At 42.2% G+C, this 20,117-nt stretch carries 14 protein-coding genes and 4 tRNA genes; 6 read left to right on the top strand and 12 right to left on the bottom strand.

Features of this window, described 5'->3' with window-relative positions; all coding sequences use genetic code 11:
• The first annotated feature begins 136 nt into the window (after nt 1–136).
• Nucleotides 137–925, top strand: a complete 789-nt coding sequence (locus QUF19_RS24335) for a lipase family protein (RefSeq protein WP_286300514.1) — start codon at nt 137–139, stop codon at nt 923–925.
• Nucleotides 926–1,008: 83 nt separating this feature from the next.
• Here QUF19_RS24335 and QUF19_RS24330 read toward each other — a convergent pair whose 3' ends face one another.
• The 7 genes from QUF19_RS24330 to QUF19_RS24300 form a co-directional block, all read right to left on the bottom strand.
• Complete coding sequence (locus tag QUF19_RS24330) at nt 1,009–2,898, bottom strand: methyl-accepting chemotaxis protein (protein ID WP_434784926.1); 1,890 nt, start codon at nt 2,896–2,898, stop codon at nt 1,009–1,011.
• A 290-nt stretch (nt 2,899–3,188) separates the two neighbouring features.
• Nucleotides 3,189–3,262, bottom strand: a tRNA-Cys gene (locus tag QUF19_RS24325).
• 66 nt (nt 3,263–3,328) lie between these two features.
• Nucleotides 3,329–3,415: transfer RNA gene (locus tag QUF19_RS24320), tRNA-Leu, on the bottom strand.
• An 80-nt stretch (nt 3,416–3,495) separates the two neighbouring features.
• A tRNA-Gly gene (locus QUF19_RS24315) sits at nt 3,496–3,571 on the bottom strand.
• Nucleotides 3,572–3,615: 44 nt separating this feature from the next.
• A tRNA-Cys gene (locus QUF19_RS24310) sits at nt 3,616–3,689 on the bottom strand.
• 197 nt (nt 3,690–3,886) lie between these two features.
• A complete protein-coding gene (viaA, locus tag QUF19_RS24305; protein WP_286300513.1) occupies nt 3,887–5,332 on the bottom strand; it encodes an ATPase RavA stimulator ViaA in 1,446 nt (481 codons plus the stop codon).
• A gap of 11 nt (nt 5,333–5,343) precedes the next feature.
• A complete protein-coding gene (locus tag QUF19_RS24300) occupies nt 5,344–6,999 on the bottom strand; it encodes an ATPase RavA domain-containing protein (protein ID WP_102433941.1) in 1,656 nt (551 codons plus the stop codon).
• Between the two features lie 288 nt (nt 7,000–7,287).
• Between QUF19_RS24300 and QUF19_RS24295 the strand changes: the two genes are divergently transcribed.
• The 5 genes from QUF19_RS24295 (at nt 7,288) to QUF19_RS24275 (ending at nt 11,970) form a co-directional block, all read left to right on the top strand.
• On the top strand, nt 7,288–7,803 hold the full coding sequence (locus QUF19_RS24295; RefSeq protein ID WP_286300511.1) for an NUDIX hydrolase: 516 nt from the start codon (nt 7,288–7,290) through the stop codon (nt 7,801–7,803).
• Nucleotides 7,804–7,842: 39 nt separating this feature from the next.
• Entirely contained in the window at nt 7,843–8,847 is a 1,005-nt protein-coding gene (gene ltaE / locus QUF19_RS24290) for a low-specificity L-threonine aldolase (RefSeq protein ID WP_286300510.1), read from the top strand.
• Between the two features lie 382 nt (nt 8,848–9,229).
• Nucleotides 9,230–9,484 carry an Hpt domain-containing protein gene (locus tag QUF19_RS24285; protein ID WP_286300509.1) on the top strand — a complete coding sequence of 85 codons (255 nt, stop codon included), beginning with the start codon at nt 9,230–9,232 and terminating at the stop codon, nt 9,482–9,484.
• A gap of 97 nt (nt 9,485–9,581) precedes the next feature.
• On the top strand, nt 9,582–11,204 hold the full coding sequence (locus QUF19_RS24280; RefSeq protein WP_286300508.1) for a response regulator: 1,623 nt from the start codon (nt 9,582–9,584) through the stop codon (nt 11,202–11,204).
• A 172-nt stretch (nt 11,205–11,376) separates the two neighbouring features.
• Nucleotides 11,377–11,970 carry a response regulator transcription factor gene (locus QUF19_RS24275; RefSeq protein ID WP_286300507.1) on the top strand — a complete coding sequence of 198 codons (594 nt, stop codon included), beginning with the start codon at nt 11,377–11,379 and terminating at the stop codon, nt 11,968–11,970.
• 113 nt (nt 11,971–12,083) lie between these two features.
• On the opposite strand, the gene QUF19_RS24270 is transcribed toward QUF19_RS24275, so the two are convergent.
• From QUF19_RS24270 to QUF19_RS24250, 5 genes are all read right to left on the bottom strand, one after another.
• A complete protein-coding gene (locus QUF19_RS24270) occupies nt 12,084–12,977 on the bottom strand; it encodes a LysR family transcriptional regulator (RefSeq protein ID WP_286300506.1) in 894 nt (297 codons plus the stop codon).
• A 189-nt stretch (nt 12,978–13,166) separates the two neighbouring features.
• Nucleotides 13,167–14,552 (bottom strand): GGDEF domain-containing protein, encoded by a 1,386-nt coding sequence (locus tag QUF19_RS24265; protein WP_286300505.1) that lies wholly within the window; start codon nt 14,550–14,552, stop codon nt 13,167–13,169.
• Nucleotides 14,549–15,136 (bottom strand): response regulator transcription factor, encoded by a 588-nt coding sequence (locus QUF19_RS24260; protein ID WP_286300504.1) that lies wholly within the window; start codon nt 15,134–15,136, stop codon nt 14,549–14,551. The genes QUF19_RS24265 and QUF19_RS24260 overlap by 4 nt, the downstream gene beginning before the upstream one ends.
• Entirely contained in the window at nt 15,133–16,299 is a 1,167-nt protein-coding gene (locus QUF19_RS24255; protein WP_286300503.1) for an EAL domain-containing response regulator, read from the bottom strand. Before QUF19_RS24255 ends, QUF19_RS24260 begins: the two co-directional genes overlap by 4 nt.
• On the bottom strand, nt 16,289–19,930 hold the full coding sequence (locus tag QUF19_RS24250) for an ATP-binding protein (protein ID WP_286300502.1): 3,642 nt from the start codon (nt 19,928–19,930) through the stop codon (nt 16,289–16,291). Before QUF19_RS24250 ends, QUF19_RS24255 begins: the two co-directional genes overlap by 11 nt.
• Nucleotides 19,931–20,117: the final 187 nt, after the last annotated feature.

Below are 20,117 nucleotides of genomic sequence, written 5' to 3'. Positions count from 1 at the left end.
CAAAGGCCGAATTCCAATTTTCAGACTCATAAAATACTGTCAATTCCATTGAATCAAGGAAACATGCCCTCGTTTTCATGTGCTTTTCACATTCAAAGGCTAGAGTTTTAAGTAACGACTATTACGAAATGACAACGTGAAGCCACTAAAACGATACCAATATGAACGCTACGCCGTGCTCTGTAACCTCGCCTACCCTAGGGTCTTCAAACAAACTCGTTACGGTTTTGATCCGAATGGACAGCGCATCATAAAGAATCAGTTTGGCAAAACCATGATTCGAGTCTTATGGAGCAGCGACAAAGATGAAGTCGTCGTGGTTATCAAGGGGTCACACAGCGTTTCTGACTGGCTACTCACTTTTGCACTATGGACTAGAAGCTGTAAAAGGATTGGGCTGAACTATCGTGTTCATGCTGGTTTCTATCATCTCATGTTCCAAGAAAGCCAACCAAGTCGTAACGAAGACAAGCTTGGGCAAACCGTTATCGAACGCTTAGAGGCCACGCTCACACCTTTGTTAGAGCAAGGGAAAAGGATTTCTATCACCGGCCACTCTTCTGGCGGTGCTATTGGTTGTGTGTTTGCTGACTACCTAGACCAAAAGTATCCAGGCTGTATCAAACGAATTGTGACTTTTGGACAACCTGCAATTGGTGATTGGAGTTTTAAAAAGAACTACCGTTTGGGCAAGAAAACTTACCGTATCTGCTGCGACATCGATATTGTCACCTTCATGCCGCCCGTGCCGCTGTTGTATTGGCACGTAGGGAAAGTACTTTGGCTCTATAACGGCAGGATCTATGAAAACACACCGACATTAATACGCCTTGGACGCTCAATTTTCAGTTGGTTAATAAGACCTTTCTCTTATCACTTGATGAGTAAGTATATTCGTAACAAGGATTTCTTCGATAAGCACTGAGACAGTGAATTAAGTTAACGCTGGCTACATAAAAAAGAGCACAAGCCTGTAACGACTTGTGCTCTGTATGATTTTGACTGAACTTAAAGTTTAAATCTTGAGAGTTCCTGTTTGAGATCGTTAGCTAAGTGGCTAAGTTGGTCGGCTTGCGAAACAGCATCTGTCGCATCAAGCGCCATCACATCACTGACTTCACGAACAGACTCAGTATTCGCATTGATTTCCGCGGTAACTAAAGATTGTTCTTCAGCGGCAGAAGCAATCTGAGTCGCCATATCACTGATCATCTGAATCGCTTCACGGATTTGAGCTAGGCTCTCTCCGGCCATATCCACGTCGTGTACGCTTGTTTTGGCCATATCATGGCTTTGCGTCATCACTTTAACCGCACCATTGGTCGCTTGTTGTAAGCGTTTGATTTTGTCTTCGATCTCTTCTGTTGAAGCATGAGTACGTTGAGAAAGCACCCGAACCTCATCAGCCACCACAGCAAAACCTCTGCCTTGTTCGCCTGCCCTAGCCGCTTCAATGGCCGCATTGAGCGCGAGTAAGTTAGTTTGCTCCGCTATTTCACGAATCGTCGCTAAGATAGACGCGATTTGCTGACCATGCTCTTCAAGCTCGCTAATGATAGACACAGCACTTGTTAGCTCAGTAGCAAGCTCATTGATCGATGATTGGCTTTTGGCCATCTGTTGGAAGCCTTGCTCACTCAACTCCACCGAGTGAGTCGCACTTTTGGCCGTGCTCTCGGCATTCGTTGCGATTTCTGCTGTTGCTGTCGCCATTTCTGTCACAGCAGTTGCCACCATTGTGATCTCATCTTGTTGTCTGCTCACACTATCACTGCGCTTCATCGCGCTGGTATTAGCATGCTCGGCACCACTGTTCATCGCGGTAGAAACTTGCGTGACGTTTTGCATCATTTGATGGAGCCGATCAACGAAGACATTAAACTTATCGGCAAGTTGACCCACCTCATCTTGGCTCGATACTTGTAGTCTTTGTGTGAGGTCGCCTTCGCCTTCCGCAATATCAGCTAATGCTTCACTCACTCGACCCAGCTCAACTAATTGACGAGCCACAAACCATGAGGTTGCCGCAGCCATAACGATCAATACAATCAAACCGGTGGTGATTTGGATAATCAACATATCGAACAGAGGTTGTTCTAGTACTTCTTTATCCATTTCAATCACAAGCAGCCAGTCAGTGCCTTTAATTGGCTCAGCCATGATGACTCGCTCGGCACCGTCCACTTGAGTAAATATTGTCGTCAAGTTTTGGGCAGCACTGTTCAAGCCAGACACACTCAGCTCTGGCGCAATATCATTGACTTGTTTCAGAATGAAATCTTTATTTTGATGAGCAACGACCGTTCCTTGCTTATCAATCAGAATCGCACGTCCATTCCCCGGAACCTGAATGGCTAATACGTCTTCAATCAATTTGTCTAATGCCAAGTTTGATGCCACAACACCGATGATCGATCCATTCTCGGTTACAGGGTCTGTCAGTGTCACTACCAAGGTTTGCATCGTCACACTCACATACGGCTTGGTTGTCACTGCACGGTTCTCAGCTAAGGTTTGTTTATACCAACCTCGGACTCTTGGGTCATAGCCCGCTTTATTCAATGAAGGATCATGACGGAACATCTCACCTTCTTTATTACCGTAATAACTCAATCCAAACCCACCAGATACCAAGGTTTGACGTAAATGAGGAACAATATCGATTGAAGGGTTGAGTTGCACTTGTTGCTTAAGCCCATGAACTGCTTGTTTCTTATCATAGAACCAATCACTGATGCCCTTAGCATGAGCTTGAAGTGTATTACGACTTTCACTTTCTATTGCTTGCCAGCTGTTTGTTTGAAAAGTCTTGTAACCCATGAAAAGAAGAATGGCAGATGTAACAGCAATCGCCAAAACTACAGAGAAAACCATTTTCCTCTTTAGACTAAATTGCATACTTAAGAACCTCTTATAGAACAATTAAAGAAATATAAAGAGGGACACTATCACTCATACGCATGTTTTAATTAGGGTTATCCCATAAAACAATGAAACAAATTGAGCATTATGGTTAATTGTGACTTTGATTTATTTAGCGGTCTATCAACAAAGGTTCAACTTAGGATTTCATCGAAATAGTATGGGTCTTAGAGAGATAAAGGGGAGAAATGAAGAAACAAGAAGAGAAGAAGAGAAGAAGCCAGAAACGAAAAAACCAGCCACGAGGACTGGTTTTTTCTGAATGATGGAGGCGCCTCCCGGAGTCGAACCGAGGTCCACGGATTTGCAATCCGCTGCATAGCCACTCTGCCAAGGCGCCTTCAATAGTGTTTAAAGAGAACAACTCTTTTGAGTATCATCAAACAAAAGGTAATAATCAAATAGATGGTGCCCCGGGCCGGACTTGAACCGGCACAGCGCGAACGCCGAGGGATTTTAAATCCCTTGTGTCTACCAATTCCACCACCAGGGCACGCAATTCTTTATTGCGATGCCGATTACTGAAAAGTAAAACACCATCTTAATGTCAAAATAAATCAACATTACAAAATTTGGAGCGATACATCGGGTTCGAACCGATGACCTCAACCTTGGCAAGGTTGCGCTCTACCAACTGAGCTAGTATCGCAATTTCATTCTTTTAATTTCTCATGAATTAAATAAGAAATAGAATGGAGGCGCCTCCCGGAGTCGAACCGAGGTCCACGGATTTGCAATCCGCTGCATAGCCACTCTGCCAAGGCGCCATTTTTCAACACGTTAGAACCGACTAAACGTTAGCCCCGCTGTGTTCGGGTGCCTACTTTACGGATTGAGTGAAGATAGTCAAACAAAAATGTGAATTTAAATTCTGTTTGCTGACATTTAAATCAAATTGCTGCATGTTCGATCTTTTCATTCAAAAAGCATACAGCAAACTTGATTCAATTAAGGTGTTTGCTCACTACCACTTTTTCATGAAGCGGCCAACGAGACTAGGATGATACGACCAACAGTGATCAAACATGGTCATAAGTTGAGGGTTACCATACTTAGAAAGACTAACTGCATGGAAACGGTTTTTATGCGTTTTAAGTTTCTCGACTTGAGCAATCATTTCATCAGACTGCTTTGGCGCGATAAAGTCAGAAAGCACGATTAAATCGGCGTTCTTGTACTTGTCGCCCATCATCAAATCAATCGACTTCATTAACACTGGCTCAAGGTCTGTCCCGCCGTGGAATGAGTAACTTAGGAAGTCACTGGCTTCACGTAGGCCGTCTTGTCGCGTCAATTCATAAGTAATGTGTTCTGAAGAGAACAAAATCACATAACAGTCGCGTTCTTCAGCTAAGGCGATTTGCATCAAGGCGTAAGCCATAGCTTTTGCCGACTGTTCTGGGAAACCACTCATTGAACCCGACGCATCAACACAAACAATAAAAGGGCCTTTTTCAATATCCACAGATTTGCTGTCTGGCTTTTGAGCTTTCACTTTACGTAGCGTTCGAGATTTACCTTGTGAACGATAGCTAAGTAAACGCTTATCAGCCAAGTGTTTGTAGAAGATAACCTCAAGCTCTGGGTACGCTAAGAACATGGTCTCGTTTGGCAGCATCTTGTTGAGGTCATCACTTTCATGAATCCCAACAATATCATCGACTGCTTCATCGCTTTTCTCTTCAACCATCTGCAGTTCTTCTACAGGGGCTTTGTGCAGAGAAGGATCGTCTTCTAAGCCAGCCATACGACCTAGCTTCTCAGCGATATCTTGAAGGCCTTTATGCTTGTTCAGAAACTCCGCATGACGCTTCATTACCGTTAAGTCGGTTTTGCTCAACTTAGCCGAAGCCATGTCCCACAAGCGCCCTACACTGCCTTCATCACCCGACTCCGTCACTTTATCCATGTTTTTCATGGTTTCCATGCGTTGATAGAGGTCAGCTAAGACTTTTTCTTTGCTGGTTTCAAGTTCGGTTACTTGCGCTTGTTTGATCGCTTCTGATAGTGATTGATACCATTGGTCGCAAAAGTAATGTGGAAACATCGCGTTATAAACGCCTTTGTTGTTTTCCATTAAACGTCTTGCTTGAAGGTAGAACGCTGAGTGCCACTCCAATTTTTTGATGACACTGTCAATCTCATCAAAAAACTGGGGCTCATCCCAGTAGATAACCTCTTGGTACAGTGCAATTTCTTCTTGGAATCGATCGGTTTCGCACACCTTTGTGACACGTTTTTTCACTTTACCGCGCCACTTAACCAAGTGGTTTTTAACCGACGTTTTCACACCTTTGTTCTCAGCAGCCATCATGACTTGAGAACGAGCGATGAGATCATTCATCGCTGTATCAATGATTCCTGAATCAGCCACCATCAAAGCGAGGTTTAAGCCGTCTGCTCCTAACATATGCTCTCCCCTTACTCGAAGTACTGACTCATGAACTTAATGCGCTGTGCGATCTTGCTACTCTTCACTTTCGTGGTTTCAAGATCTTGCGTTACAGCTTGTAAACTTGCTTCCATCGCCTTTGGCAGGTCAGGATCAATGTAGTTATGAGGTAACGCATCATGGAATTCAGTACGTACTCTTTTTAACTTGAATTCAGCTTCGGTCAACTGCTCTAACGCTCTCTCAGCGCCACTCAACCACTTGTTATACAATTCTTGGTCTAAACCGTCGGTAGTCACTACACTCACCAATACAGAGCGATTCGCAATATCTTTAATCACTAATTGGTTCGATGCGTCCAAATCCAGTTTTAAACGGCATAGGTTTTTGTTTTCGTTTACGTAACCGTAAATATCACCGTGACCTTCTTTAAGCGCTCGGTCAAAATCATCTTTGGCTACGTATACCCAACGGCTATCACCTTTCTCAGATTCAGAAACCGACATATTGCTTTGCAACATCACCAGTTTAACGAGATTGTAAGCACTGCCCACGCTGTACATTTTCGCGTTCTTGATGTCATTCTGATAAACGTCTTTACGCAACAAGCCGCTGGTTGACTCCATAGAGAGCGAAACAGATAGCGTCGATTCAACATCTTCTTGAATCTCTTCGAGCTCTTCACGTGACATCTCGATTTGAGATTTCGACTCTTGCTGATCAAAAGCTCGGTTTAATGCAAAGTCTTTTACCACGCTACGAACCACATCGCGTGATTCTGGGCTGTGCCACAAGCAATCTTGCAGAAGCATAATATCCAGCGGGTTCACGCTATCACGGCCACTGAAGAATGCACTCGCTTTCAATAGCTTGACCGCTTTCTTCCAACGTCTGTCTGATACATACAAGTCAGATTCTGATGATGAGCCCTGATTCTTAACGGTCTCTTCCAGCATGGTTTTAAGTTCAAACAACTTGTTAAACGAGTTATCCGTCAATTCAAGCTTATCGAGTTCTTTCTGCCATTGATGGTATTCGATGTCAGTAATCGCCAAGCCTTTAGGGATTACCGCTTCTTGAGATGTGCCAGTGGTCAGCATTGACTTGAAGTTTTGTTTGTTCTGAATACGGTTTACAAACACGCGAACCAACATACGGTCATAAAGTGCTTCTAAGCCGCTGTCTTCGTCTGGCAGCTCGTTAGATGCTGATACCAATAGACGCATAGGCACGCGCTCGATGTCTGCGCCATTTTTAAATGTCTTTTCATTCACGACAGTCAGCAGCGTATTCAAGATTGCAGGCCCGGCTTTCCAGATCTCATCAAGGAACACGACTTGCGCTGTTGGTAGGTAGCCCTCAGTCAATCTTACATAACGACCGTTGTCTTTTAATTCTTGGATACTTAGCGGACCGAACACTTCTTCTGGCGTGGAGAAGCGCGTCATCAAATATTCGAAATAGCTACTGTTGTCAAAAGCCTGAATGAGACGTTTAGCGATAAGACTTTTTGCAATACCCGGAGGGCCTAATAGGAACACACTTTCACCGGCAAGAGCCGCCAGTAAACAAAGCTTGATGGTGTCTTCTCTTTCGTAAACGCCATCTGAGAGAGCATGCGCTAATTTGTTGATTCTTTCAGAGAGTAGCGCCTTGTCAGCATGTGAGGAAATAGAGGGGGTCATGCGTTACTCCGAAAATCTATGAACAGTTGAGAGTGTAGATATGTTTTTATACATTTGTTAGCACTTTGTTACAAGTGTATTTTATTATTGAGTTGCCTTTATATCAGATGGTTACGACTGTAATTTTGGCGTAATCATAGATTCCAAATTTGAGAGTAGCATCACGAACGGTGTGAAACGAAACCTATCACTAAACCGAATTTTTCTTTTATTTTCGACACCATAGACGTTATGGTGGTGCACGTCTTCAGTTATACGACAAATTGGCAAGGAATGTGGCCAGACTGCATGAATAAAATTATCCATCAATGGAAAAGTATCTCTCTCGTAGAAGAGAGCGTGACGCTCCCTACGAATGTCATAGTAAAACACACAACAATACACCACCCTGGCGCGGCCGTTATTCTTCCTATTACTGCGTCTGGAAAAATTATCCTTATTAACCAGTTTCGACCTTCTCTTAAAAAATGGCTTTTAGAATTACCGGCTGGCACGATGGAAATTGATGAGACACCTCTTCAATGTGCTCAGCGAGAGTTGGAAGAAGAAACAGGTTACAGTGCAACTTCTTTTCAGAGTTTCGGGCAAGTCACGCCTTTGGCGGGTTTCTGTGATGAGATACAGCATCTATTCGTTGCAAAAGAGCTTAGCCTCACAACCCGCTTTGAATGCGATGAAGATGAAGTCATAGAAGTGATCGAACTGAGCTTGGATGAACTGCACGACAAAATACGACACGATCAAATTACCGACACCAAAACTATCGCTTGTTTAAGTAAAGCCCAACTATGTGGCTATCTATAGCCAAATATATGACTACCTAAAGTACTCTAGGAGAGAAACATGGACTTTCGTTCTGATACCGTGACTAAACCCTCACAAGCTATGCGCGATGCAATGGCAAACGCAGAAGTGGGTGATGATGTTTATGGCGATGACCCAACCGTAAACGAACTAGAGCAATGGGCAGCGAATGAGACTGGCTTTGAAGCCGCTATGTTCACGTCTTCTGGCACGCAAGCTAACCTACTTGGTTTAATGGCGCACTGTGAGCGTGGTGACGAATATCTTTGTGGCCAACAAGCGCACAACTACAAGTATGAAGCTGGCGGCGCTGCGGTACTTGGTTCTATTCAACCTCAGCCAATTGAAAACAACCCAGACGGCACATTAGATTTTAAAAAGCTTGCTGCTGCGATTAAGCCAAATGACAGCCATTTCGCTCGCACCAAGCTTCTGAGCTTAGAAAACACCATTAATGGTAAAGTACTGCCAATGTCGTACTTGGCAGAAGCTCGTGACTTCGTAAATCAACACGGTCTGCAAATGCACCTCGACGGTGCGCGTGTTTATAACGCTGCCGCTGCACTGGATGTCCATATTAAAGAAATCGCACAGCACTTTGACTCTATGACGATTTGTCTATCAAAGGGCTTAGGCGCGCCGATTGGCTCATTACTGCTTGGAAGCAAAGAGTACATCGCCAAAGCACGTCGCTTACGTAAAATGGTCGGTGGCGGTATGCGTCAAACAGGCATTCTTGCTGCTGCAGGTAAGATGGCGCTGACTGAGAACGTTGCTCAACTCAAAACTGACCATGAGAACGCAAAAAACCTAGCGATTGGCCTAAGTAAACTAGAAGGCTTCTCTGTTAATCCTGATTTCATTCATACGAACATCGTGTTCGCTAAGTTAGATGAGTCTGTGGATATTAACCGCATCGCACGAGAGTTAGGTGAACAAGGCATTACTATGTCACCAGGTAATCCTGTTCGCTTTGTTACTCACCGTGATATTAGCGCAGAAGACATTGCTCGCTTCCTAATCGCTATCGAGAAGTCGCTATAAATTCGTGACGTAAGATCGCTCATGAATTTGATTGAACGTACTGACGATTAGCTCAGTATTGCTACAAAAAGACCATTTAACATTTAGCGTTAATGGTCTTTTTTAATTTCTACTACCCATTTTATTGAACACTCTATTTTCTCACCCGTATTAAATATAATTCTATCTAACCACCCACCAATATACACTTTATATATTAATAACATCAATTCAATAACCCTGACGTATTTCCATTAACTGACCATAATAGATACCCTTTCTTTCCAATATCTCAATCAATATTCTTATGCAATCTAGACCGAGTAAATCCAATAACATCGATTGGTTAAATAACTACCCTAGCGATCAAAGAGTTTACCTTGCTGAGGTTTACGTTAGCGTCATGCAAGAAGACTTAGAGCGACTAAGGGATACAAAGCCCGAGCGCGCAACAACCTTGCAAATCATGCACCGCATAAAGGGTGGTCTTTCTTCAATCGGACACTTCCCACTAGAGCAACTCATCAAAGTGGAAGAGAATGAATTGAAAGCAGGAAATAATAATGTCGAACAAACAAACCTCAATACTATTAAATTAATTTCACACAGTGTTGAATCAATTGAAGATTGGCTTAATATTAATGGCGTAGGAAATTAATCGAATCACTGTAGGATTTTTCTTGTTTTCACTCTGAGATACTTTTAGCTATTTTCTGTTTGTTACAATTAGCTAAATTTCGTCAACAGTTAAAATAATGAATAACGACATAAAGAAATATACGGTACTGGTTGCAGACGATTCTCGACTGGTTACAAGCAGTGTAACCACAATTTTGCGCCAAATCGGCTTTGAATCCATATCTTATGCATACAAACCTTTCGATGTTATTCATCAATGCCGCCAGAACTCGTTTGACATTATAATCTGTGACTACAACTTTCAAACCCAATTGACGGGCTACCAACTGCTGGAAGAACTAAAACACGCTCGAATTTTAAAATCGACGACGGTTTTTATGTTCCTTACCGGTGAAAATGATTACAACGTCGTGCGATCTATTGTGGATTCAGACCCTGACGACTACCTACTTAAACCCTTTAATAAACAGTTCTTTATTAAACGGATATTTTCATCCTTAAATCGCAAAGTGGTCCTCGCGCCGATCTTTGAGAAGTTAACCGAATTCGATTTTGCTGGTGTTGTGCGTGAGTGCGACGAGCTTCAGCCATTTCACCCTGAATACTCCAAACTTATCCGAAAGTACAAAGCCTCCGCCCTGCTGAAAAGTAAGCAGTTTAATAAAGCTCAAGAAGAGTATGAAAGCTTACTCGAAGAAGATGACTTGGACTGGATTAAAACCGGCCTAGCGAGCACGCTCATTGAAACAGACCAAGTAGATGAGGCCAAAGAAATCCTCAGCTTAGTCAAATCCAAGAAGAACAACCCTTATTTTCACGATGAAATGTCGAACATATACTCGATTGAAGAAGACCTGCCCAATGCGATTGATCATTTGAAACAGTCAGCGATGTTACTTGATGCAGGCGCACATCGTGAATTGGTGATTGCGAATTTATCTATCGCTGCAGGGGCTTATCAAGACGCTTTCACTTATATGAAAAGGTATTACGAAAAGAACATTAATACCTTTCGTGGCGGGTTCTATACAAAGATTAACTACATGCGTACCTTTCTCTATAAACAACCGCTTGGAGGTTCAATAAACCTCTTTGAAAAGCAGCTTGCTTCATACAATTCGATTCTCAATGATATTGGTAAAACGCCAGAGCTTATTCTTCAGGATAAACTCATCTCTGCGCACATTGGATTGATCAAAGGTGACCTAAAAACCGCAACGCAAAGTATCAAACAAGCACTCAATTATACCTCTGAGTTTCATTTTTATGATTTCTACCACCTTTGCTTCTTATTAGAACAGTGTTCCTTTTTAAGCGAAACACCGACATTCGTAACAAGGTTGGAAGACAGCATTAATAAAGACCAACACCCGAGCATTATTCGTAGCCAAATTCATATGCTCAATGGCTTTAAAGAACGCTTACAAGCATCACAGCTTCAGTTAAGTAATATCAGAAAAGAAATGATACTGATGAAATCATCGGATCGTCTAACAAAAGACAAACAGCTCGATTACTATCTCGATATTCATAACCTTTTGCCGCATTCGAAAAAGACATGTTTGGCAATTATCAAGCTTTCAGCCTTGCTCAGCACTCCCTACGAAGGTAAGCACGATATTCGTATCAAAATAAACAAGTGCAATGACGTATTGGTTAACTTACATACTAAAGAAGAGTTGAGCAGTATAAATTACAACCAAATACTGTATAAAGCACGAGGTCGAGCGACCTATTAGTCACGTTATCTTTAAGTATGTAGTAACGCGTGCCCTTTCTAAATACCTGATTTTCAAAATGTTAAAATGTCATTTTCACCCTAACCTCTATGTTTTTACATAGAATTATCGCTTATCACAATCTTAGAACTCAAAGAGACAGGATGTCACATAGCAATAATGTAGGTGACTTATGACAAATCAGAACGTTCTAATCATAGATGAACAACCTCTTTACAGAGAAGCTCTAGCCGAGTTAATCATGGACTCGCTAAATGTTGAAGATCTCTATAAAACTACCGATACCGACAAAATTCTTAAGCTAGTGAAAAGCCAGAGTATTGATTTGATTGTTCTCGATGTGACGCTAGCAAACAACGACGGTATGAACCTCGCTAAGATAATCAAGGCGCACGGTTACGAAGGGAAATTGCTGTTTGTTTCTTCTTTAGATAACTCAAGCTTGTCTGAGGCAGCTCTATCATTAGGTGCCAACGGTTTCCTGAGTAAGAGCGAAAGCCATGAATCAATTCGCTTCGCCCTAACCAGTATTATGAAGGGATACTCGTTGTTCAAATCAGATCAAAAGAACAGCGGCAAAAGCATCAAGCTATCCAATAAAGAGGCGATCGTGTTTCAGTACTTGATTCAAGGGCACTCGAACAAACTTATCTCAGAAAAGCTGTCGTTAAGTGCCAAGACCATCAGCACCTATAAAACACGTATCCTGAGTAAGTACAGAGCCAATTCAATAGTGGAACTGGTACAACTCACCGACAGCATTTAGTGACGGTGGCTGTTGAATAAGTAAGTGGTTATCGAATCGCAGAGGTGCTGTATCGACTGAACGTCTACGCGTTCGGTTTACTGAGTGTTGGTGTTGACGTACTCGAACATAGGTTACTTAGCTAGATTTAAGTTTTTCTCTATCACACCAATGAGCAGTTGATGGAGTGCATTGTGACGATGAGTTTGTTTGATGTATGCCGCTATTTTAGGTCGACCCGCTGAATAGAAAGACTCTGGTACTTCAATGAATTTAAAACCATCAATCGGTCGCCCAAAGTTCATCATTATCGTAGCGCTATTGCGGCGCTTTAATAATCCGAGTAACAGGCCAATATCCCCTACAGTCACTTTCGAATCAATCTCGAACCCTTTCTTTTCAAGGATCATTCGTACTACCTGCTTCGACCCCTTCCAACCTTTAAGTTCCAACAAAATAAAAGGTAACGACAAGGCTTCTTCTAATGTATCAAGCTCTATTTCTTTTGGAAGAACCAAACCAACAGGCAGTGACCCAACAGAATGTTGATAGATGCTCTTAGGACTGTCTTCATTAAAGTGATGCAAAAACACATCGACTTTTCCGTCTAAAATACTCTCGATCGGCTGATCACTTGGGCTCACGATATTAATGAAAGCATTGGGTAATAACTCGAAAAGGTCAGCCAATATAGCTTCACCTAGGAAGTATTGGGCGACTTGAGGCATCGATATGGTGATAGACCTATCGTAAGTTAGAGGATCAAAGGCGCTTGCTCCCATGCAGGACTCAAGGTTGTCTAACCCTGTTTGAATGAGCGGGAGCTGCTTTTTAAGAAAGTCTGTGCTTTCGAAATGGTGGGCGTGTCGAATAAACAACTCATCGCCAAGTTGCTCTCTAAGACGAGCAAGGTACTTACTGATTGAAGCCTCGCTCTTGCCTAGGATCTTAGCTACGGGTTTCAGTTGTTGGTGTTTATCCAACAACACCAAGATACGTAGAAGATTCAGATCTAAATCTTTATTCACAGCAATAACCCTTCATCGTCATTTCATAAACTTATCAAACCTATACACGTTAATATTTAAGTTTAGTCAATACAAGGAAACGAGCCATTGCTGACGTTATCCTTTCCACCAGCCGCTAGATATGACTTTCATCTAACATATCACCACATAAAACCGCTGAACCGCTCCGTTAGATGAACAATCGTTAAATCAACGTTGCGCCTTTTGCTCATAGAGTTTCTCATCGGCTTTATGGAGCACACTTTCCAACGACTCACTCGCTCCCTTAAATGCGACGCCAACACTCACCGACACATCAAAACCTAATGAGGCCACTTTAGATTCTGTCACTTGTTTTTTCAAAATTTCCGACGCTTTGTTAGCGCTTTCAAAACTGCAATTCGGCATTATAACGATAAATTCGTCGCCACCGACTCTGACCAAAAAGTCATCGCGGCGAAACACATCTTTCATTGATTGGGCTATGTGTTGAATCACTTCATCTCCCCAGCTGTGGCCGAGGTTATCGTTGATCTTCTTAATCCTGTCGCCATCGATAGCGATAATCGAACAAGGCTTACCCTGTACAGCTTGGTCGAATGACGGCTCATTATAGATTCGTCGATTGTACAAACCGGTTAACTCATCTTTGAGCGCCGTGTGTTTCGCATCCACCAATTCATCTTTGGTAATTTTGGCTTTATTCACATAAAACAGATAATTAAGACTCGCTAAGAACATCACGACAAATACCCAACAATAATCAATCAGTAACTTCGAATAAGGGTATCGATACGTATAGGTGGTTCGATTGTCGGCAACGGTCGTCTTACTGTAATTCAGATAGGAATATGGGTAACCTGGGTACGTCACGATTAAATTATTGACGTCATTCTTAGTCTCATAACCCACATCTAAACCATCGCTTACATACAGTTCAATGTTGACGTTCAACACATAGTCACCAATGATGACCCCTTCATCATAAACTGGGGTTACAATCGAAATGATTTCATTTTGGCTGATCAGCCCAATATGAGGAGCCGATATGATCACCCTATCCGCCAATTGATATTCTTTGGCGGTAATTGAACATACCTCGCTTCCAAGGCATATATCTCCTGACAGATGTGATTCAGAGGGTGTGAAGTTCTCAAATTTATTCGGGAATATGTACTTTGAGCCAGAATACGAACGATAGAAATAGACAAAATTATCGTCGATACCACCTAGGTTTTTATACAAAGAAATTTGATGCATCAAATGTCTAACTGCAATTTCTGCTTTGTTTAATTCAGGGTCCCCTAGAGGATAAATACTATCAACAAAGTTGACCTCATCAACGCTATCAAAGTCATGACTACCCTCGCCTGACGTTTGATTTATCTGAGATTCGGTAAACAAGCCCAACAGAACCAAGTTGTCTTTATGCCTATCTAACTGCAACGTACTTAAATCAAACTCTTTAATATCGTTGTTTATTGCCACCGTACCGAAGCTTACGATAAACAAAAAAAAGGACAGTGAAGAAAAGGTCAACGAAATCGTCGCTACTTTAAATTTTGGCATGAGTTTGATGATTCGTTTAGCAGTCATAATTCAATTACTCTCGACAACTCAACAATACTGTCAACGCTGTACTTGGTAAGCATCCTTCTTTTGTAAGTACTGATGGTTTTCTCACTGATAGAGAGCCGTTCAGCCGCATCTTTATTTGTCATTCCCTTCAACAACAGTTTCGCAACGGTCGCTTCACGAGCAGAAAGCTTAAGGGGTTGTTTGGCCTTTTTCGGGTCGTTAATCTCTTTAAAAAATGAGTAACCCTTCACGATGGCCTCTATCGCATCTTTGAGGACGTCGTAATGCTCTAACTTACATACATACCCATTAGCCCCCACTTTAAATGCCATTTCGCTGTAATAAGCGCTGGTTTCTGCTGAATAGAACACCACTCTTCCTCTAAAACCATGTGCTTTAATTCGACGATAGAAATCAAAGCCATCACAGTCATTCAAATTCACATCAAGGATCAGTAAGTCGATATTCGACTTTCGAACAAACTCATTGGCAGTTTTCAATTCTGAAGCGACGTTAACTTGAGCAATGTGCGGTGAAGATTCAACCAGGGATTTGATCGCCATACATACCAAGGGATGGTCGTCGAAGATTAAACAGTTCATTTGATCTCTATATCTATTTTTTGGACAAGTTCTAACGGCAATGGCTTAGAGACGAAATATCCCTGACAAACCTCAACACCGTACTCCTTTAACAAAGACCAAGTTTCATGGTCTTCCACCCCTTCAGCAACAAGCTTGATACCTAGGTTTTTCGCTAAGCCACATATTGATAAAACGATATTTTTCTTCTTTTGATCATCTTTAATTTCAAAGACAAATGAACGGTCAATTTTCATTTCGTTGAACGGCAATTGAGCTAATTTTTCCAATGTCGAGTTCCCTGTACCAAAATCATCAATTGATACCGTGACGTCATTCACTCTGAGCTTGGTGAGGTTTTTATACAAAGACACGCTGTTTCGGTAAGTGTCACGCTCGGTGATCTCGATAATGAAAGCCGAAGGACTCACATCTCTCTCTAAACATCGAGTGATAAACGTTTGTGCAAAGTCACTATCTTCTAAATTGAACTGATCAACATTGATGGCGATTTTCTTATCTAGGTTTCGAATTTTAATGTCATCTAACGCGTTATTTAAAACGGTATCAAACAACTCTGCAGACAACTGACATCGCGTGACAATAGGCAAGAACACATCTGGGGTTAGCACGCCATATTCAGGGTGAACCCATCGAGCCAACGCTTCATAACCGGACAAATGTTCCGTGACAAAGTCCACTTTCGGCTGGTAATAGTTGTGTATTTGCCCTTTTGCCAAAGCAACCAAAAACTCTTCATCAGTCACCTCAATTTTCTTTCTTTCAGGGTAAGGTTTATTGGTCGATTTGAGTCTCATCGCCAATACATCTTCAATCGATTTCTGGGTATATGGCTTTTCAATGATATCCAACACATCGAATGGGAAACCTTCACACATTGCGCGAATAGCTGAGATCACCGTCAGTTCCACAGAGCTGATTAACACCACGTTGCCTTGGTAATTGGCCTCGTCCAACATAAACATCATGTCTATCCCGTCATGCACCGGCATCTGGATATCACAAAAGATGATGTCGTACTTCTTTTCAGCCACGCTCTCACAAGCGTCTAATGCATTGTCAAACACGGTAACCTTGCTACCGAGCTTAGTTAACAGTTGCTTCAGTAACATCAGATGAATGGGATGATCATCAACAATCATGATTTCGAGATTAGTATTCATTGGCTTTTAACCACGCTTTTGTAAATTCAATTTCTGACTCAATGGCCCTAACTAACTTCCCTAATTTTTCTGTATTCGCTTTCGCTTCACAGCACTCAACGTCGTGACACAACGCAGCAATGTCATTTGCACCGACTGCGTTTAACGCTCCTTTTATTCGATGAAGCGTTCGGTTGATGGTTGGCGAATTGATGTCAACATTCGCTACGTCTTCGCTCATGGTATTGATGAATACATTGGCAACCGCAATCGCATCATCTTTGCCGAATCGCTCTAACCAACTTGGCGCATGGCTCGAAGATTTTGCATGTTTCTCTAAAATATCCAACAACTTGGAAACACTGTATGGCTTGTAAAGAATGTCATCGATCGCGATATCTTTGGTCTTGTCACGAGCAACTCGTGTGTCTTCCGCGGTGATACCAATCACGACAATATCTTTGAACTGGTCACTGCTCTTAATCTTGCTGGCTAGCTCGTAACCATCCATTTCGGGCATGTGGAAATCAGTAAGCAGTAATTTAATCGGGTTCTGATTAATGTATTCCCACGCTTGAAGACCGTTATCCACAAACACAGGTTTGATGCCGATCTCATTCATTTGTAACGTCATGACACTTTGATTGATTGGGTTATCTTCTGCGATGAGTACATCGCCATGTTTCCATTCACTGACCGCTTTCGGGGTTGGTACATCGATGACGTGCTCATCTGATTTCACGATCAAATTCAACAAACTGTCTGGGTATTTCAATTGTTGATGTTCAATTGTGACCAGATCATTCACACCTCGGCAAAAGGTCATATCAACATGGTTAGATTGAGAGCTACGGGTGATGCTCAGATCCGGTGCATTCTCAGATTCCGTCAATCTCCACTCGTGGCACCAACCTTTCAAATTATCTGGTAGGTCGCGTGAGTAAGTCAGATCTCGAATATCATAATCTGCACTGCTTTCGTTTTCGTATAGGACAAACGGAATAGAAACGTTAATCGTCGTACCACGACTCAGTTCAGACTCAATATGAAGCTCACCACCCATGCATTGCAAGAGTTGGTCAACAATGCTGAGCCCTAGCCCGGTACCACCGAACTGTCTGGTAATGGTGTCATCAGCCTGCACAAAGGGTTTCAACACTTGTTGTTGCTGTATAGGTGTCATCCCTATGCCCGTGTCCGTTAACTCGACAATTAACTGGTCATCGACAGCGGCAACCACAACACTGATCTCGCCTTCCGAGGTGAACTTCACGGCATTCGATAGCAAGTTCGTCAGTATTTGAGAAACACGAATGCCATCAACCATCACCCAACGAAAAGCAAAGGGGTGAATCTCGACACGGTAATGTAGGTTCTTACTTTTCGAAATCGGTTCAAAGGTTCTGAAAACGTCACAAAGAAGGGGTAAAAGTTCGACTTTTTCGGCCTTAACAGACAACACACCCGATTCGATCTTCGACAAATCCAGGACACCATCCACCAGCTTATTTAAGTGGTCGAGAGAACGAATTGCTTGGTCGACCAAATGACTGTCTTTGTCGTTACCCGTATTGATCTTAATTATATCGAGTAACCCATGCACCGCAGATAAGGGGGTGCGTAGCTCGTGACTCATAGTTGTGAGTAGGCTCTCTCTTGCTTCAACCGCAAGTTTGGCCTCTTTCTCAGCCTTGATTAATGCGTTCTCACGCTTCTTCTGCGCAGAAATATCGAGCAAAGAAGTCAAAATAAAGCGCTTGTCGCTGCTCGACGAAGCAATTGTTTTGCTTTCTCGGTGAACATGAGAGATGTCCAAACGGCAATCTTTCGCTAAATGGGTATCGTTGAGGCTATCACCGTCAAGAATGGCTTTGATCTCAATCTGATTGCCAACTAACGAAGCTCCGGTTGCTTGAGACTTCATAGTACAAACCTGACATTCATTCGATTGGAACTTCGGACAATTGCTCAACAATATCTCGTTCTTATCGTTATGAATAAAAACGATATTGTTGATCTCTTGAATGATCTCAGAGAGCCAGATTTTCTCTTTCTCTTCATTACCTGCGTTCAACTCGGCAAGCCTGACTTTGTAACGCAGATTCACCAATATTAGGTAGCCAAGGTACGAGAGAGTCACAAACACGACCGATACCAAAGCCGCAAACTTGTTCACATTGCTGCTGTCATAACCATAAACCAAATCAAACTTACGATAGTTACGGCGTAGTTTTTCTATCTCTTCAACACTCACCGTATCAATGATGCTGTTCAATACATTCTTTAACTCGACATTTTTCTTAGACACAGCGAAGGCAATTGAATAAGTGATGCCTTCATCTTGGTCAAATGAGAGCCCTTCAGATGAGTCATTTAGAATCATTGAGTAAGTAATATCATTCGGTACGTACGCGGCTGATATCTCACCACTTCTCAAATCATCAAGGATCTTTTTCATATCTCGATAACGTGTAAGGTTTCGGTCTTCACGCTCGCCGACATTAATGATCCCTTGTTTGCTGACACTAAGAAGAATGCCTTTCTTATCTGTCTGCAGCGTATTGTTGGCTTCGTTGTGTGTCACTTTGGTAAAACTAGCACGCATAAATGGTTTGGTGATTAACCATTGTGCAGCCTTAGTTTTAGTCCTATCGCGATACAGCACAGGAACAATATCTGCGTTATAAGAGGTGTAACTGGATTCTAGGTTCAACTCAGGCACGACATAATCAAAACCTAGCCCTGTTCGTGCAGAAACCAGTGCAAGATACTCCACCAGCATGCCGTCGAGTTGTTGTTTTTCGTTTTCAAACAGAAACGGATACGCCTCACCACTCGAACTGTAGGTGATCACATCTTTACCATTTTGGTGTGCTTTATATTGAGAGATAAGCTTGTCGCTAACATGATAAGGGTTCTTTGAGGCCACTGAGCGAATGCCACGCCCCTCAACTTCCCATAAGAGGATTGAGTCGATGTCTTTAATGAGTTCTGAGTTGTCTTTACTCGAAATAAAGCGGATTTTCTCTTCAGGCAACCAAACAGGTACATCAACAGCCCCTCTCATCACATCTTTATGATCGAGGTATTCGTTAATTGAAACATAAGTAGTGACCAACGCATCAGCTTTACCCTGTAATACCGCGTCGAATGCATCATCACGGGACTTAGCCCTGTAGATTTTCTGAGCGCCACGTTTCTCTACAAGTTGGCAATACATACTTTTGTCTATGCACGCCCATGTAAGTTGATCTTGGCTTTGATTCTTCAGGTATACGTCTCGGTACCAAACGGCCAGAGTCGTCGAGAAAATAGGCTCTGAGAATGAGAACTTCTTTTCTCTTTCAGCTGTTTTACTAAACCCTAATGCGCCATCTATTTTGTTGGTTTCGACATCATCAAGCAGTTCAGGGATATTTCCGTAATGCTTAATTTCTAATTTTAGATTTAGGAAATGACTTATATTTGATAGATAATCTAAGCTGATACCATAAATAGCCTCAAATTTATCACCTTGATCATGATTGTTATTTGCGAGCACGCCAACAACGATTTTATCGTCTCTTTCTTCAGATGCGACAGTAGTCTCTGGAATGACAAAGCACACCAAAGTAATGGCAAAAAATACGATTGTATTTCTATAGTTCAACATGTAACTTTCCTACAAAACAGGTCGGACATCCTAAACTTGACATCTAGTTTGTCAAATTAGGCAACAACCCACTTATGACAATAAGTTACTGTTATTTAAAACTTAATGAACGAATGTAGGAAAATTCGTACAACCTTTTCCGCCAAAGGCTACGAACTAATATTTGAGGATTTGATGTGGGACAACA

The sequence above is a fragment of the Vibrio sp. FE10 genome (genome assembly GCF_030297155.1).
In the GTDB taxonomy this organism is placed as follows: Bacteria; Pseudomonadota; Gammaproteobacteria; order Enterobacterales; family Vibrionaceae; genus Vibrio; species Vibrio apostichopi.
Note: the sequence above shows the minus strand (reverse complement) of the source record. Positions and strands in the feature narration are given on the sequence as shown.